This window comes from Streptomyces sp. NPDC047017, from assembly GCF_040644175.1.
Classification (GTDB): Bacteria; Actinomycetota; Actinomycetes; order Streptomycetales; family Streptomycetaceae; genus Streptomyces.
This window is the reverse complement of sequence record NZ_JBEYVW010000006.1, coordinates 112,777-128,442: the sequence shown is the minus strand read 5'-3', so window position 1 is coordinate 128,442 and position 15,666 is coordinate 112,777. Positions and strand designations below refer to the sequence as shown.

Here is a 15,666-nt window from a genome sequence, read left to right as displayed (position 1 = left end):
GAGGATCGATGGCACTTCCCCCTCATCCCGGCATCTTCACCACCGTCGAGCGCCAGTGCGCGGACATCGACCCGATGCCCCCGTTACGCCTCTTCGACGGCTCGGAACGCACCGGTGCGCCGCTGACCCTGGTGCAGGCCCGCCAACTGCTGTACGACCGTTCCGCGTGCCCCGCCGCGCGATCGGCCCTGTGGCGCCAGATCGCGGAGCGCCTGCACCTCGATGCCGATGGGCAGGACTGGCCGACCGCCGTCGTATGGCTGGGGCTGCCGGGGCTTCGCCGCACCGCCTTCAAGATCAGGCGGTGGTCCGGTGCCGAACGAGGAGACGTGGAAGCCGAACTCGCCGCCTGCTACCTCGAAGCGCTGGCGGAGGTCGGCGCGCAGGACACCGATCCCGGTGGAAAGGTGCTGCGTTCGGCCTGCTCGCGTGCGTGGGACGCGTGGCCCAAGGCACGCCGCGAAATGGCCGTGGACGACGTGGAGAGCGCCCGGGACGCTCTCGCCGAAAGGGACGCGGACGGCTTCTGGACGGCGGACTACGACCCGCCGCCACGCCACCGGGGACTCTCGGCCACCCTGCGGATCACGGTCCCCGCCCATCGGGCCGAGGGAGTGCGGCTCGGCGCGCTGGCCCAGGCCTGGGGCCTGGCCGACACGGCCACGAGCGTCGGCTACTCGGGCCGCGGCCGCCAGGTCGCCAGGATCTCCCTGCGCCGGGCGGGGAGGAACGGATGACCGACCGCGCCGAGACGCCCCTCACCTTCCGCGAGATCTTCGATCTTCCGGTCAGCGTAGATCTGCGAACGGCGGCCAGGGCCTTCGGCATGTGCCTCGGCACCGCCTACCGGCTCATCGCCCAGGAGACGTTCCCCTGCCGCACGGTCCGGGTCGGCCGGCGCCACCGGGTGCTCACCGTCGAACTCCTCTGTGCGCTGGGCATCGAGGAACGCCCGGTCTTCGCCGACGAGGTCGCCGACGGCGTGGCGCTCACTCTCTTCGACTGACTTCCGCCCTCGCCCTGCCCTGTCGGCCGCCCGGCCGCCGACAGGGCCCCCTGTGACCGACCGTGAAGGAGTCCGCCATGCCCACCTGTCTCGTCGTCTGCGAGAGCACGACCCCCTCCCGCCCCCCTGGCCGGTCCCTCCCGGAGGAACGGCACCGGTCCACCATCCTCTACGAGGACGTGGTGCGCCCCGCCTGTGAACAGCTCGGTCTCACCTTCCTGCGAGCCGACAAACTCACGGAAGCCGGACTGCCCAGGGAACAGCTGCTGCGCATGCTCACCGAAGTGGAGGTCGTCATCGCGGAACTCGGGGGATCCGACGCTGAACTGTCCTTCGGCCTCGGGGTGCGACACGCGCTCGGCCGGTGCACCGTCCACGTCACCGAGGGAAGCGACCAGTCCCCGGCTTCCGGAACGACGCACCGTCTCCCGTTCCCGTCACACCCCGGCGGCGCCGTCACCGCCCGGCAGCAACTGGCGAAGGTACTGGCGGCGGAGGCGCTGTGCGGAGACAGTGCCCCGTCCCTGCCGGCGGAGCTCACGGCCCGGACCACCACGGAGACCATGGCCGAGGGCACGGCGGGCGCCGAGGACGGCCCAGGTCTGTTCGACCTGGTCGTCGAAGCCGAGGCGCAGCTGGAAGCTCTCTCCGGCGACATGGCCGACGTGGAGGCCGCCGTGACGGACCTCGGGGAGATGATGAAGCTGATCGGGGAGGACATGGACCGTGTCAGTCATCCCGGAGCTTCGATGAGCATGAAGGCGGCCGTGCTGAACCGTCTGGCCAAGGCCATCGACGGACCGGCCGACGAGCTGGCGGCGGCGGCCGAACGCTTCGCGGAGCGCATGGGTGCCAGCTTCACCGCGTTCCGGGTGTTCCTGGAATGGGCGGGCAACACGCCACGCTCCGAATGGCCGGAGGGCGCGGAGGAATTGCTGGACCAGGTGGCGATGGGCCCCTGGGAGGTACAGGCCACAGCAGCCTCCTTCCAGGAGGGCATGGCACTGATCAACCTGCTCGGCACCGCCAGTCGCCACCTGCGCCGACCTGCCCGGCGTATCACCACGTCCTTCGAGACCATCTTCCGGAGCGTGTCCGTGCTCGAAGAACTGCAGAGGATGGCTGTGGCGCTGAAGAAGTCCTGAGCCGCCGCCAGGATCCACGAACCGGCCGAGAGCCGCCAGGAGACACCACTCCTGGCGGCCTCTTCGACCCGGCCTACGGCACGGCGGGCCGGACGGAGCCCGACTCCGGGCGCTCAGATGTCCCGGAAGATCTCGATCTGCGCCCCGATCGAGTTCAGCCGCTCCGCGAGGTCCTCGTAACCGCGGTTGATGACGTACACGTTGCGCAGGACCGAGGTGCCCTCGGCGGCCATCATGGCGAGGAGGACGACGACGGCGGGGCGCAGGGCCGGTGGGCACATCATCTCGGCGGCGCGCCAGCGGGTGGGGCCCTCGACGAGGACGCGGTGCGGGTCGAGCAGCTGGAGGCGGCCGCCGAGGCGGTTGAGGTCGGTCAGGTAGATCGCGCGGTTGTCGTAGACCCAGTCGTGGATCAGGGTCTTGCCCTGGGCGGTGGCCGCGATCGCCGCGAAGAACGGCACGTTGTCGATGTTCAGGCCAGGGAACGGCATCGGGTGGATCTTGTCGATGGGCGCCTCCAGCTTGGAGGGCCGTACGGTGAGGTCCGTCAGCCGGGTGCGGCCGTTGTCCGCGAAGTACTCGGGGCTGCGGTCGTGGTCGAGCCCCATCTCCTCCAGGACCGCCAGCTCGATCTCCAGGAACTCGATCGGCACCCGGCGCACCGTCAGCTCCGACTCGGTGACCACCGCGGCGGCCAGCAGGCTCATCGCCTCCACCGGGTCCTCGGAGGGGGAGTAGTCCACGTCGACGTCGATGACCGGCACGCCGTGCACGGTCAGCGTGGTGGTGCCGATGCCCTCGACCCGCACGCCCAGCGCCTCCAGGAAGAAGCACAGGTCCTGGACCATGTAGTTGGAGGAGGCGTTGCGGATGACGGTCACCCCCTCGTGGCGGGCCGCCGCCAGCAGCGCGTTCTCCGTCACGGTGTCGCCGCGCTCGGTCAGCACGATCGGGCGGTCCGGGCGGACCGCGCGGTCCACCGCCGCGTGGTACTGCCCCTCCGTGGCGGCCACGTCCAGGCCGAACCGGCGCAGCGCGATCATGTGCGGCTCGATGGTGCGCGTACCGAGGTCGCAGCCGCCCGCGTACGGCAGCTTGAAGCGGTCCAGGCGGTGCAGCAGCGGACCGAGGAACATGATGATCGAGCGGGTGCGGACGGCGGCCTCGGCGTCGATGGAGTCCAGGTCGAGGCCGGCCGGCGGCACGATCTCCAGGTCGACGCCGTCGTTGACCCACCGGGTGCGGACGCCGATGGAGCCCAGCACCTCCAGCAGGCGGTACACCTCCTCGATGCGGGCCACCCGGCGCAGCACCGTGCGCCCCTTGTTGAGCAGCGAGGCGCACAGCAGCGCCACGCACGCGTTCTTGCTGGTCTTGACGTCGATGGCGCCGGACAGCCGGCGGCCGCCGACCACCCGCAGATGCATCGGGCCCGCGTAACCCAGCGACACGATCTCGCTGTCCAGGGCCTCACCGATCCGGGCGATCATCTCAAGGCTGATGTTCTGGTTGCCGCGCTCGATGCGATTGACGGCGCTCTGGCTGGTACCGAGCGCCTCGGCGAGCTGCGCCTGCGTCCAGCCGCGGTGCTGCCGGGCGTCACGGATGAGCTTGCCGATGCGTACGAGGTAGTCGTCTGCCATGAGGTTGAGGTTATCTCAGATATGAGATGGGACCCGTCAAGGGGGGCCATTCGAGTGAGCCACCGTCAGTGACCTGCCCGGACAGGGCGGGTGCCCGGTGGGCGGCGATCGATGCCGGTCGTCTTCATCCGCTGCCGGTCGACTCGCCTCACCCTCCGCGACGTTGGCCGGATTTCCGTACACCGAGCCGGTCCGCGCCGGTCCGCGTTCACGCGACAAGGGCGACGAAAAGGGCAAGCGGGGCCACGGCGCGGGCCGACAGGCCCGGCGTGGCGTGGCGCGGCGTCCGGCGCTCGCCCTCACTCGGCTGTCAGAGCCACCGGCCGCCACCGGTTTCAGCCGCACCCAGACCCACCGAAGACCGCACCCGGGCCCACCGAAGGCCGCACCCAGACCCACCGAAGGCCGCGCCCAGACGCGCCGGACCCCGCCCCGGCGCCCACCCGCCCCCGCCCCCGCGCCCTCGTCACCCCCCGCCCCGCCGGGTGTCCCTTGCCAATGAAGCCAGTCCGTCTGCCGCTGAATCCGGTCTCCCGCCAGCCGTCGGGCCCCTCAGCCGGCCGATGCCCGGCGCCGTGCGACGCGATGACGGCGGTAGTAGGACATCGTGACGGCTGCGGTCAGCGGGCCCCAGAGGACCAACGGCTGGTAGAGGATGCCGACGACAAGGTTTCCGGTGGGTGTCATGTTCTCGTGCGGATAGGTCCACCACCAGGGGATGGTGGACCAGATCAGGGTCAGAGCCGCTGCGCCGAGGGCAGCCGGGACGACGACGGCCATGGGACGAACTCTTCGCCCTCCGATCAGCGGTATCCAGCGCGGCACGACGTCGCCCCATGGCCGCACGAGGCCGATCGTCAGGAAGGCGACCACCTCACAGAGCACACTGAGCGTCAGCATCCACACCTTGGCTCCGCATGTCTCGAAGGACCTGAAGCCCGTCTCTGTGTAACCGGCGGGGTATCCGAGCACCACGGCGATGCGCCACAGCCCGCTGGGCAGGACCACCAGCGTTGCCAGGTGCGCGGCCCAGTCCGCCCAATGGGGTGGTGCCGCTGCGGATGTGGCGGGAGTCGAGTGGAAGCTCATACGACGCATCCTCAGGCACCCTCCGATGTGTTGCGTCAGCCTGTACGGCGGACTCGTATGAGCCGCCGGTAGGAGACCTGCTCAGCATGATCAGCCAGGCATCGGAAGCTCCGTCATCCTCAGAGAGGATGTGCCCGGAAGGGCCGCTCGCCCTCGCCGCAACGACTGGATTCGGTGACAAACGGACTGGATTCATTGGCAGCGGACACCGGGGCCGCACATGACCTACCGCCCCCCATGTACTAGAGTTATCTCGACATCGAGATATCTGCCGAGGAGCACCACAGCCGCCACCCTGGTAAGGGTTACCTAACTTAGCCCTACCTTAGCGGATTGGCCGGGATGCCGTGGCGGCAGGATCGTGGTGGTACGCGCACATCAATGAAGGAGACTGTCGTGTCGGCGAACAGCTTCGACGCCCGCAGCACGCTGCAGGTGGGCGACGAGTCGTACGAGATCTTCCGGCTTGACAAGGTCGAGGGCTCGGCCCGACTGCCTTACAGCCTGAAGGTCCTGCTGGAGAACCTGCTCCGCACCGAGGACGGCGCGAACATCACCGCCGACCACATCCGCGCCCTCGGCGGCTGGGACTCCCAGGCACAGCCGTCGCAGGAGATCCAGTTCACGCCGGCCCGCGTGATCATGCAGGACTTCACCGGCGTGCCCTGCGTCGTCGACCTCGCCACCATGCGCGAGGCCGTCAAGGAGCTGGGCGGCGACCCGGCGAAGATCAACCCGCTGGCCCCGGCCGAGCTGGTCATCGACCACTCCGTCATCGCCGACAAGTTCGGCACCAACGACGCCTTCAAGCAGAACGTCGAGCTGGAGTACGGCCGCAACAAGGAGCGCTACCAGTTCCTGCGCTGGGGCCAGACCGCCTTCGACGAGTTCAAGGTCGTCCCGCCCGGCACCGGCATCGTCCACCAGGTCAACATCGAGCACCTGGCCCGCGTCGTCATGGTCCGCGAGGGCAAGGCGTACCCGGACACCCTGGTCGGCACCGACTCGCACACCACCATGGTCAACGGCCTCGGTGTGCTCGGCTGGGGCGTCGGCGGCATCGAGGCCGAGGCCGCCATGCTCGGCCAGCCGGTCTCCATGCTGATCCCGCGCGTGGTCGGCTTCAAGCTCACCGGTGAGCTGAAGCCCGGCACCACCGCCACCGACCTGGTGCTCACCATCACCGAGATGCTGCGCAAGCACGGTGTGGTCGGCAAGTTCGTCGAGTTCTACGGCGAGGGCGTGGCCGCCACCAGCCTCGCCAACCGCGCCACCATCGGCAACATGTCGCCGGAGTTCGGCTCCACCGCCGCGATCTTCCCGATCGACGCGGAGACCATCAACTACATGCGCCTGACCGGCCGCCCCGAGCAGCAGCTCGCGCTCGTCGAGGCGTACGCCAAGCAGCAGGGCCTGTGGCTGGACCCGAACGCCGAGCCGGACTACTCCGAGAAGCTCGAACTGGACCTGTCCACGGTCGTGCCGTCCATCGCCGGCCCCAAGCGCCCGCAGGACCGCATCGTCCTGGCGAACGCCGCCCAGCAGTTCAAGTCGGACGTCCTCAACTACGTCGACGTGGTGGACGAGGCGGGCAAGGAGTCCTTCCCGGCCTCCGACGCCCCGGCCGTCGCCCCCAACGGCGCCCCGTCCAACCCGGTCCAGGTCACCGCCCCCGACGGCAGCACCTACGAGCTGGACCACGGCGCGGTCACCGTCGCGGCCATCACCTCCTGCACCAACACCTCCAACCCGTACGTCATGGTCGCCGCCGCGCTGGTGGCCAAGAAGGCGGTGGAGAAGGGCCTGACCCGCAAGCCGTGGGTGAAGACCACCCTGGCGCCGGGCTCCAAGGTCGTCATGGACTACTACGACAAGGCCGGCCTGACCCCGTACCTGGACAAGATGGGCTTCAACCTCGTCGGCTACGGCTGCACCACCTGCATCGGCAACTCCGGCCCGCTGCCGGACGAGGTCTCCCAGGCCGTCAACGACCACGACCTCGCCGTCACCTCGGTGCTGTCCGGCAACCGCAACTTCGAGGGCCGGATCAACCCCGACGTCAAGATGAACTACCTGGCGTCCCCGCCGCTGGTGGTCGCCTACGCCATCGCCGGCTCCATGAAGGTGGACATCACCAAGGACGCCCTCGGCGTGGACCAGGACGGCAAGCCGGTCCACCTGGAGGACATCTGGCCCTCCGAGTCCGAGGTCAACGACGTCGTCGCCAACGCCATCGGCGAGGACATGTTCTCCAAGTCCTACTCCGACGTGTTCGCCGGCGACGCCCAGTGGCAGTCGCTGCCGATCCCGACCGGCAACACCTTCGAGTGGGACGCGGAGTCGACGTACGTCCGCAAGCCCCCCTACTTCGAGGGCATGGGCCAGGAGCCGGAGCCGGTCGAGGACATCACCGGCGCCCGGGTGCTCGCCAAGCTGGGCGACTCGGTCACCACCGACCACATCTCCCCGGCCGGTGCCATCAAGGCCGACACGCCCGCGGGCCAGTACCTCACGGAGCACGGCGTCGAGCGCCGCGACTTCAACTCCTACGGCTCGCGCCGCGGCAACCACGAGGTGATGATCCGCGGCACGTTCGCCAACATCCGCCTGCGCAACCAGATCGCGCCGGGCACCGAGGGCGGCTACACCCGCGACTTCACCCGGGCCGCCGAAGGTGAGGGAGGTGCCCCGGTCGCCTTCATCTACGACGCCTCGCGCAACTACATCGAGCAGGACATCCCGCTCGTCGTCCTCGCGGGCAAGGAGTACGGCTCCGGCTCGTCCCGCGACTGGGCCGCGAAGGGCACCGCGCTGCTCGGCGTCAAGGCCGTCATCGCCGAGTCGTACGAGCGCATCCACCGCTCGAACCTGATCGGCATGGGTGTGCTGCCGCTGCAGTACCCCGAGGGCCAGTCCGCGGCCTCCCTCGGCCTGACCGGCGAGGAGACCTTCTCCTTCACCGGCGTCGAGGAGCTGAACAACGGCACCACCCCGCGCACGGTGAAGGTCACCACCGACACCGGTGTCGAGTTCGACGCGGTCGTCCGCATCGACACCCCCGGTGAGGCGGACTACTACCGCAACGGCGGCATCATGCAGTACGTGCTGCGCAGCCTGATCCGCAAGTAACGCAAGTAACGCGAGCAGCGCAGACAGCGCGAGCGGCGCGAGCAACGGATCAGCCGCACAGGGCGGTCGGGCCGCATCCCCGGTGACGGGGGTGCGGCCTCGCGGCTGTCCGGCGGGACGGTGCTCGCGGCTGTCCGCGGGACGGTGACGGGGGACGGGACGGGGACGGGCGGGCGAAGGGACATGCGCCTGCCCGGATGGTGCCGGCTTGTGACGACCAGGATGCGACAACGTTGTCTGAATGGTCTGTACATGACTGTACCGCCGTTGCCGACAACGATGTCAAGGAGTTGTGCGCGCTCTTCCGCCGTACCCCCGGCGCACGCTACTGTCCTGGCGGCTTGTGCGATCAGTGGTGCGCGACCCGTCCGGAGGAGGAAGGGCCGCGTATGCGTTTCCGTCCCCTGTCCCTGCTGCTGGCCGCGGTACTCGCGGCCGCCGGCGCCACCCCCGCCCTCGCGGCGCCCGCCGCACCCGCGAGACCCTCGCCCGCCCTGGTGAAGGGCCCGACCCCGTACGTCGATCCGCTGATCGGCACCAAGAACGGCGGCGACACCTTCCCCGGCGCCGTCACGCCCTTCGGCATGTTCTCCTTCAGCCCGGAGAACACCCGCGGCGACGCCACGCGCACGGCCGCGCCCGGCGGCTACCAGTACGACGCCACCCGCGTCCGCGGTTTCAGCCTGACCCACATGTCCGGCACCGGCTGCGCCGGCGGCGGCGGTGACATCCCGCTCTTCCCGTACGCCGGCGAGGTCACCAGCTCCCCGGCGAGCGACACCAAGGACGCCGTCTACGCCTCCGACTTCCGGCACGCCGACGAGAGTGCCGGACCCGGCCACTACAAGGTCGGCCTCGCCTCCGGTGTCACCGCCGACCTCACGGCCACCGCCCGCACCGGCTCGGCCCGCTTCACCTACCCCGCGGGCAAGCCCGCCTCGCTGCTGATCCGCACCGCCAACTCCGAGGTCGGCTCGGCCGGTTCGGCCCTCACCATCGACCCGGCCCGGCGGACCGTCTCCGGCTCCGTCACCTCCGGGAACTTCTGCGGCTACCTCGACCCCGAGGGGCAGCGCTCCTACTACACCCTCTACTTCACCGCCCGCTTCGACCGCGCCTTCAAGGCCACCGGCACCTGGCAGGACGACAAGCTGAACCCCGGCTCGACCACCGCGGCCGGCGGCACCGGCGGCTTCGCCAAGAACGGCTGGCCGGTGGCGGGCAAGGGCGCCGGCGGCTACGTCGAGTTCGCGCCCGGCACCGGCCCGGTCGGCGTCAAGGTCGGCATCTCCTACGTCGACCAGGCCGGCGCCGCGGCCAACCTCGCCGCCGAGAACCCGCCCCGGCGCTCCTTCGCCTCGGTCGCCGACGCGGCCCGCCGCGCCTGGCGGGACAAGCTGTCCGCGATCCGGGTCGGCGGCGGCACCGACGCCGACCTCACCACCTTCTACACCGCGCTCTACCACGCCCTGCTGCACCCCAACGTCATCAGCGACGCCGACCGCCGCTACCGCGGCCCCGACGGCAGGACGCACACCGTCGGCCGCGGCCACCGGGCGCAGTACGGCACCTTCTCCGGCTGGGATGTCTACCGCGACCAGGTGCAGCTGCTCACCCTGCTCGACGCGCGCACCGGCTCCGACATCGCCCAGTCGCTGTACGAGCTGGCCCGGCAGAACGGCGGCGTCTGGGACCGCTGGCTGCACGGCGCGAGCGGCACCCACGTCATGAACGGCGACCCCTCGCCCACCGCGCTGGCCGGCATCCGCGCCTTCGGCGGCACCGGCTTCGACCTGAAGGGCGCGCTCGCCTCCCTGGTGAAGGCGGCCACCGTGCCCACCGCGCAGGACCTGTCACCGGCCGGCAAGCCGGTGCTGTCCGCCGGGCAGCGGCCCTCCCTGGACAAGTACCTGAAGCTGCACTACATGCCGTCCGTCTCCAACGCCTGGGGCGGCGCCGCCGAGACCCTGGAGATGTCGACGGCCGACTTCTCCCTCGCTCAGCTCGCCACCGCGGCCGGGCAGAAGTCCACCGCGGCCGCCTTCGCCCGCCGCGCCCAGTGGTGGCAGAACAACTTCGACGTGGCCGCCACCCCGGACGCCGGCTACATCGCCGACCGCAAGGCCGACGGCAGCTGGGCCACCGGCTTCACCCCGGCCACCGGCAGCGGCTTCGTCGAGGGCACGGCCGCCCAGTACACCTGGATGGTCCAGCACGACCCGGCGGGCCTGTTCGCCGCGATGGGCGGCCGGGACAAGGCCCTCGGCCGCCTCGACGCCTTCTTCCACACCGCCGGCGGCGGCTGGGCGTTCACCGGCGCCGGCGGCGAAAAGGCCGCCATGGACAACGAGCCCTCGATCAACGTCCCCTACCTGTACGACTACGCGGGCGCGCCCTACAAGACCCAGGAGACCGTCCGCGCCGCCATGCGGCAGCTGTGGTCGGCCGGGCCCGGCGGCATCCCCGGCAACGACGACCTCGGCGCCATGTCCGCCTGGTACGTCTTCTCCGCGCTCGGCATGTACCCGCAGGTCCCCTCCCGGGCCGAACTCGTCCTCGCCTCACCGCTGTTCGAGCGCGCCGAGATCCACCGGCCCACCGGCGGCGACATCTCCGTACACGCGCGGGGAGCGGCGGCCGGAGCGCCGTACGTCCGGTCGCTCAAGGTGAACGGCCGTACCGGCGACCGGCCGTGGCTGCCCGCCTCCTTCGTCCGGGACGGCGGACGCCTGGACTACACCCTGTCCGCGACGCCGGACCGCGCCTGGGGCAGCGCCCCCTCGGCCGCGCCGCCCTCCTTCCGGCAGGGCGAGCAGCCGTACCAGATCGGCGTCGGTCCGACCACGGCGACGCTCGCGCCCGGCGGCAGCACCAGGACCGTGGTCCGGGCGCTGTCGCTGAGCGGCGGGCAGGGGCCCGGGGTCCGCTTCCGCGTCCGGACCCCGGCCGGGATCACGGCGAGCCCCGCCGAGGGCACCGTGACCGGCGGCACCCAGGAGATCACCCTCACCGCGGGCGCGGACACCGCGCCGGGCTTCTACGACGCGAAGGTCACCGTCACCTCGGGCGACTCGGCCTATGTGCAGCCGGTGTCCCTGACGGTGGCGGCACCCGGCTCGCTGCTGGCCGCCTACGACACCACCGGAGTCTCCGACGACGAGGGCGACCACGCCGAGGCCGACTACGACGGCGGCGGCTGGAGCTACTCCCGCCAGGCCCTCGCCGCGGCCGGCCTCACCCCGGGCGGCCACGGCACGGTGGACGGCCTCGGCTTCACCTGGCCCGCCTCGCCGGACGGCCGCCCGGACAACGCCTCGGCCAAGGGGCAGACCATCGCCCTGAGCACCCCGGCCGAGCGGCTGTCCTTCGTCGGCAGCGCGGTCGACGGCGACCAGCGCGCGGCGGCCACCGTCACCTACACCGACGGCACCACCGGCAGCGCAGAGCTGGCCTTCACCGACTGGACGGTGGGCGGGGGCGGCGGCAGCGTCCAGTACGGCAACGAGGTCGTCGCCAGGACGGCGTACCGCAACGTGGCCGGCGCCGGCAAGGACCCGGTGGCCACGTACGTCTTCGCCACCAGGCCCTTCCAGGCCCCGGCGGGCAAGCGGATCGCGTCGGTGCGGCTGCCGGACGACGGTGAGCTGCATGTGTTCACCCTCGCCGTGAGCTGACCGGCCCGAACGGCAGGAAGGGGCGGGCCCGTCAGGGCCCGCCCCTTCGTCACTCCGCGCCGCGCGTCAGGCCAGCAGCTCCACCTCCGCCAGCGTCGCCGGCCCGTCGAACACCAGCCGGTACTTCTGGTGCGTGCCCGGCGAGGCGATCGTGAACGGGCGGGTCTGCCTGTCCCAGGCGAAGGACTCGCCCGAGCGCCGGTCCACCGTCCGCCAGTGGATGCCGTCGTCCGAGGCCTGGAGTGTCCAGCCCTTCGGCGCCTCGGTGTGATCGGCCGGCGAGGTCAGGGTGTACTGCACCGGCCGGGCGGACCCGGTGACCGGCAGGTCCACCGACGTGACGGTGGCCTCGGTGGCGGAGGTGTCGTCGAAGAGCGGGCCGGCGCCCTTCAGCACGTCCGCCCGGGGGGTGGGCGCCTTGTCGCCGGTCGTGATCGACACGGGCGCCGCGTTCTTGCCGCTGCCCCACTTCGAGGGCCGCGCACCCATGTCGAACTCCAGCACCCCGCCCCTGGAGAGCAGCGAGTGCGGCAGGTCGGTGGAGTTCCAGGCCCGGCCGTCGAACCGCACGCCCTGCACATAGACGTTCTTCGCGCTGTTCTTCGGGGCCTTGACGACCAGATCGCGGCCGTTCTCCAGGTGGACGGTCGCCTTGGTGAACAGCGGGGAGCCGATGGCGTAGTCGCCGCTGCCCATGACCAGCGGGTAGAAGCCGAGCGAGGAGAAGAGGTACCAGGCCGACTGCTCGCCGTTGTCCTCGTCGCCGTGGTAGCCCTGGCCGATCTCGCTGCCGGTGTAGAGCCGGGACAGCACCTCGCGGACCGCGGCCTGCGCCTTCCAGGGCTCGCCGGCCGCGTCGTACATGTACGCCACGTGGTGGGCGACCTGGTTGGAGTGGCCGTACTGGCCCATCCGCACGTCCCGTGCCTCGGTCATCTCATGGATGATCCCGCCGTAGGAGCCGGCGAACTCGGGGGAGGCCGTCTCCGGGGTGGCGAAGTAGGTGTCCAGCTTGTCCGCGAGGCCCCGCTGCCCGCCGTACAGGTTCGCCAGGCCCCGGCTGTCCTGCGGGGCGGTGAAGGCGTAGCCCCAGCCGTCGGTCTCGGTGTAGTCGTAGCCCCACACGCGCGGGTCGTACTTCGCGGAGTCCACGCGCCAGGCGCCCTTGGCGTCCTTGCCCTGGAAGAAGCCCGCCTTCGGGTCGAAGAGCTTCACATAGTCCTGGGCCCGGTTGAGGAAGTACTGCGCCTCCTCCCGGTAGTGCTTCTGGCCGGTCTTCCTGTACAGCGCCTGGCCCATCCGGGCGATGCCGTAGTCGTTGACGTAGCCCTCCATCGCCCACGACAGGCCCTCGCCGGTGTCGGTGCTGGTGTAGCCGAGGAAGGGGGAGGTGGCCATGCCCTTGCGGCCCACGCCGGAGGACGGCGGCACCACGGTGGCGTTCTTCACCGCCGCCTCGTACGCGGCCTTCGCGTCCATGGGGACGCCCTTGACGTACGCGTCGGCGAACGCCACGTCCGAGGAGGTGCCGGTCATCAGGTCGGCGTAGCCGGGGGAGGACCAGCGGGAGGTCCAGCCGCCGTCCTTGTACTGCTGCACGAACCCGTCGACCATCTCACCGGCCTGCGAGGGCGTCAGCAGGGAGTACGCCGGCCAGGTGGTCCGGTAGGTGTCCCAGAAGCCGTTGTTGACGTACACCTTGCCGTCGACGATCTTCGCGCCGGTCCGCGTCGGCGTGTCCTGCGAGACCATCGGCGAGAACGGGGAGGCGTACCGGTCCTTCCCGCCGGCCTTCTCCGAGCCCGAGTTCGGGTACAGGTACAGCCGGTACATGCTGGAGTACAGCGTGGTCAGCTGGTCGGGCGTGGCGCCCTGGACCTCGACCTTGCCGAGCAGCTTGTCCCAGGTGCGCTGGGCGCGCGCCTTGACGGTGCCGAAGGAGGTGCCGTCCGGGATCTCCTGGCGCAGGTTGTCCTTGGCCTGGTCGACACCGATCAGGGAGGTGGCCAGGCGCAGGGTGACCGTGTGGTCCCTGCCCGCGTCGAAGCGCAGGTAGCCCTTGACGCCGGAGGCCGAGCCGTCCTCGACGGGCTTGTCGAACACGCCGTAGACGAACAGCCGGGTGGCGCCGGTGGACAGCCCGGACTTGACGTCCGAGTAGCCGGTGACGACGCCGTGCTCCTTGTCCAGGGTCAGGCCGGCCTGCCCGGTGACGTTGTCGAACAGGACGCTCGCGTCGTCGCCGGGGTAGGTGAAGCGCAGGGCGGCGGCGTGGTCGGTCGGCGTCATCTCGGCCTTGAGGCCGTTCTCGAACGTCACGCCGTAGTAGTAGGGGCGCGCGGTCTCGTTGTCGTGCCGGAAGGCGAGGGCGCGGGCGGTGGGGTCGGTGGCCGGGGTACCGGCCGCGGCGGACGGCATCACCTGGAACGTCTGCCGGTCACCCATCCAGGGGCTCGGTTCGTGGCTGGCGCTGAACGCCTGGATCGTCGGCAGGTTGTCCGCGTTGTTCGCACGTGCGTATTCGTACAGCCAGCTCAGCGAGGACGCGTTGGTCACCGGCGTCCAGAAGTTGAAGCCGTGCGGCAGGGCGGTGGCCGGGAAGTCGTTGCCGCGCGAGAAGCTGCCGCTGGAGTTGGTGCCGCGGGTGGTCAGCGCGTAGTCGGACAGGTGCGCCTTGGGCTTCTCGGGCGCGGCTCGCTTCAGGGACACGTCGTCCAGCCAGCCGCGGAACTTGGCCGGTCCCGCGGGGGAGTCGTAGGCGAGCAGGATCCGGTCGACCGTCTTGCCGGCCGCGACCGAGCCGATGCGCGAGACGACGTTGTTCCACTGGTTGACGTAGAGCGTCTTGGCGGCGCCCTGCGCCTGCGGGCTCAGCCCGAACCCGTGCTGGTCGGTGGCGCCCAGCCGGCTCAGGTACGTGCCGTCGGTGAAGGCCAGGTCGACGGCGACGTTCGTGGCGTCGTAGTCGCGGTCGCCGTCCGCCATCGCCGGGTAGAGCCGGTAGGAGAGCTGGGTGTCGCGGGAGACCTTGACGTCGACGTCGAAGACCTTGTTGTACGAGTACGCCCGCCCCTTCGCGGTGTGCCGGCCGGCGTAGCGCAGCGCCCGCTCGCCCGTGTAGCCGGCGCCGGACTTGGCGGTCGGCGAGCCGCTCGGGCCGCGGTCGACGGCGGAGAGCATGTCGGGCGGTACCGTCCCGCCGTCGCCGCCGGTGGAGAACTGCACGTCGGCCAGCTGGAGTATGCCCGAGGCGCCGTTGTTCCTCGTGATCTCCAGACGGAAGTGCCGGTACTCGGCCGCCTCGGCGAGGTCGTACGTCTTCGTCTGGTAGCGCTCGGTGAAGGACTCGCCGGAGCGGGTGTCGACGGTCTTCCAGTCCTTGCCGTCGGCCGAGCCCTTCAGGGTCCAGTCCTTCGGGTCCCGTTCGGCGGAGTCATTTGCGGAGGTGAGGGCGTATCGGGAGATTTTCACGGCTTTGTCGAAATCGAATTCCACCCAGCCGGTGGGTTCGAAGGTGAGCCACTTGGTGCCCGGCTCGCCGTCGACCAGATTCTCCTTGACCTCGCCCCCGGCCGTGTTCTCACTGCTGGCCCGCAGGCCGGTGACGTGGTCGTCCACGTTCCCGGGAATTCCGCTGCTGTAGCCGCCGTCCACGCCCGAGGCGCGCTTGGTGCCGTCCGGCGCGGTGTCCACGGTGCTCACCCAGTCCGGCGCCGGATCACCGGCCTCGAACGACGAGGTGAACTCCCGGCCGGCCGCCGGTGCCCTGCCGGGCAGGGCGGTGGCCGCGCCCTGGGATGCGACGGCCATGACGAAGGCGGCCGTGAGAACGGCCGCCGGACCCCATCTGTGCCGTACTCTGCGTTGCATACGAGAGCACCCTCCCTGGTTCTCCGAGCGCCGGACAACGTTGTCAAATTCGGCGCAAGCACCAGTAGGGAGTCAAGTGACCAGTGATGTCAAGGGTGTTGGGCACGGCA

The 15,666-nt window shown here is 70.6% G+C and carries 8 protein-coding genes; 5 read left to right on the top strand and 3 right to left on the bottom strand.

What is annotated here, in order from left to right:
- Positions 1-8 precede the first annotated feature (8 nt).
- The 3 genes from ABZ858_RS12425 to ABZ858_RS12415 all read left to right on the top strand — a co-directional run bounded on the left by ABZ858_RS12425 (position 9) and on the right by ABZ858_RS12415 (position 2,151).
- Positions 9-737, top strand: a complete 729-nt coding sequence (locus tag ABZ858_RS12425) for a hypothetical protein (RefSeq protein ID WP_361375539.1) — start codon at positions 9-11, stop codon at positions 735-737.
- Entirely contained in the window at positions 734-1,006 is a 273-nt protein-coding gene (locus tag ABZ858_RS12420; RefSeq protein WP_361375536.1) for a DNA-binding protein, read from the top strand. Before ABZ858_RS12425 ends, ABZ858_RS12420 begins: the two co-directional genes overlap by 4 nt.
- Before the next feature lie 77 nt (positions 1,007-1,083).
- The gene (locus tag ABZ858_RS12415) at positions 1,084-2,151 is read left to right on the top strand and encodes a hypothetical protein (protein WP_361375533.1); all 1,068 of its coding nucleotides are present in this window, start codon (positions 1,084-1,086) and stop codon (positions 2,149-2,151) included.
- A 113-nt stretch (positions 2,152-2,264) separates the two neighbouring features.
- Here the strand turns inward: ABZ858_RS12415 and ABZ858_RS12410 are convergent, their stop codons facing one another.
- Both ABZ858_RS12410 and ABZ858_RS12405 read right to left on the bottom strand, forming a co-directional pair.
- Positions 2,265-3,794, bottom strand: a complete 1,530-nt coding sequence (locus ABZ858_RS12410; protein WP_361375531.1) for a UDP-N-acetylglucosamine 1-carboxyvinyltransferase — start codon at positions 3,792-3,794, stop codon at positions 2,265-2,267.
- Between the two features lie 552 nt (positions 3,795-4,346).
- On the bottom strand, positions 4,347-4,883 hold the full coding sequence (locus ABZ858_RS12405) for a hypothetical protein (RefSeq protein WP_361375528.1): 537 nt from the start codon (positions 4,881-4,883) through the stop codon (positions 4,347-4,349).
- A 396-nt stretch (positions 4,884-5,279) separates the two neighbouring features.
- Here ABZ858_RS12405 and acnA point away from each other — a divergent pair, with 396 nt between their 5' ends.
- Both acnA and ABZ858_RS12395 read left to right on the top strand, forming a co-directional pair.
- Positions 5,280-8,012: an aconitate hydratase AcnA gene (gene acnA, locus ABZ858_RS12400; protein WP_361375525.1), complete on the top strand. Its 2,733-nt coding sequence runs from the start codon at positions 5,280-5,282 to the stop codon at positions 8,010-8,012.
- Between the two features lie 389 nt (positions 8,013-8,401).
- Positions 8,402-11,686 carry a GH92 family glycosyl hydrolase gene (locus ABZ858_RS12395; RefSeq protein WP_361375523.1) on the top strand — a complete coding sequence of 1,095 codons (3,285 nt, stop codon included), beginning with the start codon at positions 8,402-8,404 and terminating at the stop codon, positions 11,684-11,686.
- A 66-nt stretch (positions 11,687-11,752) separates the two neighbouring features.
- Here ABZ858_RS12395 and ABZ858_RS12390 read toward each other — a convergent pair whose 3' ends face one another.
- On the bottom strand, positions 11,753-15,496 hold the full coding sequence (locus ABZ858_RS12390) for a GH92 family glycosyl hydrolase (RefSeq protein WP_361375521.1): 3,744 nt from the start codon (positions 15,494-15,496) through the stop codon (positions 11,753-11,755).
- Between the last annotated feature and the right edge of the window lie 170 nt (positions 15,497-15,666).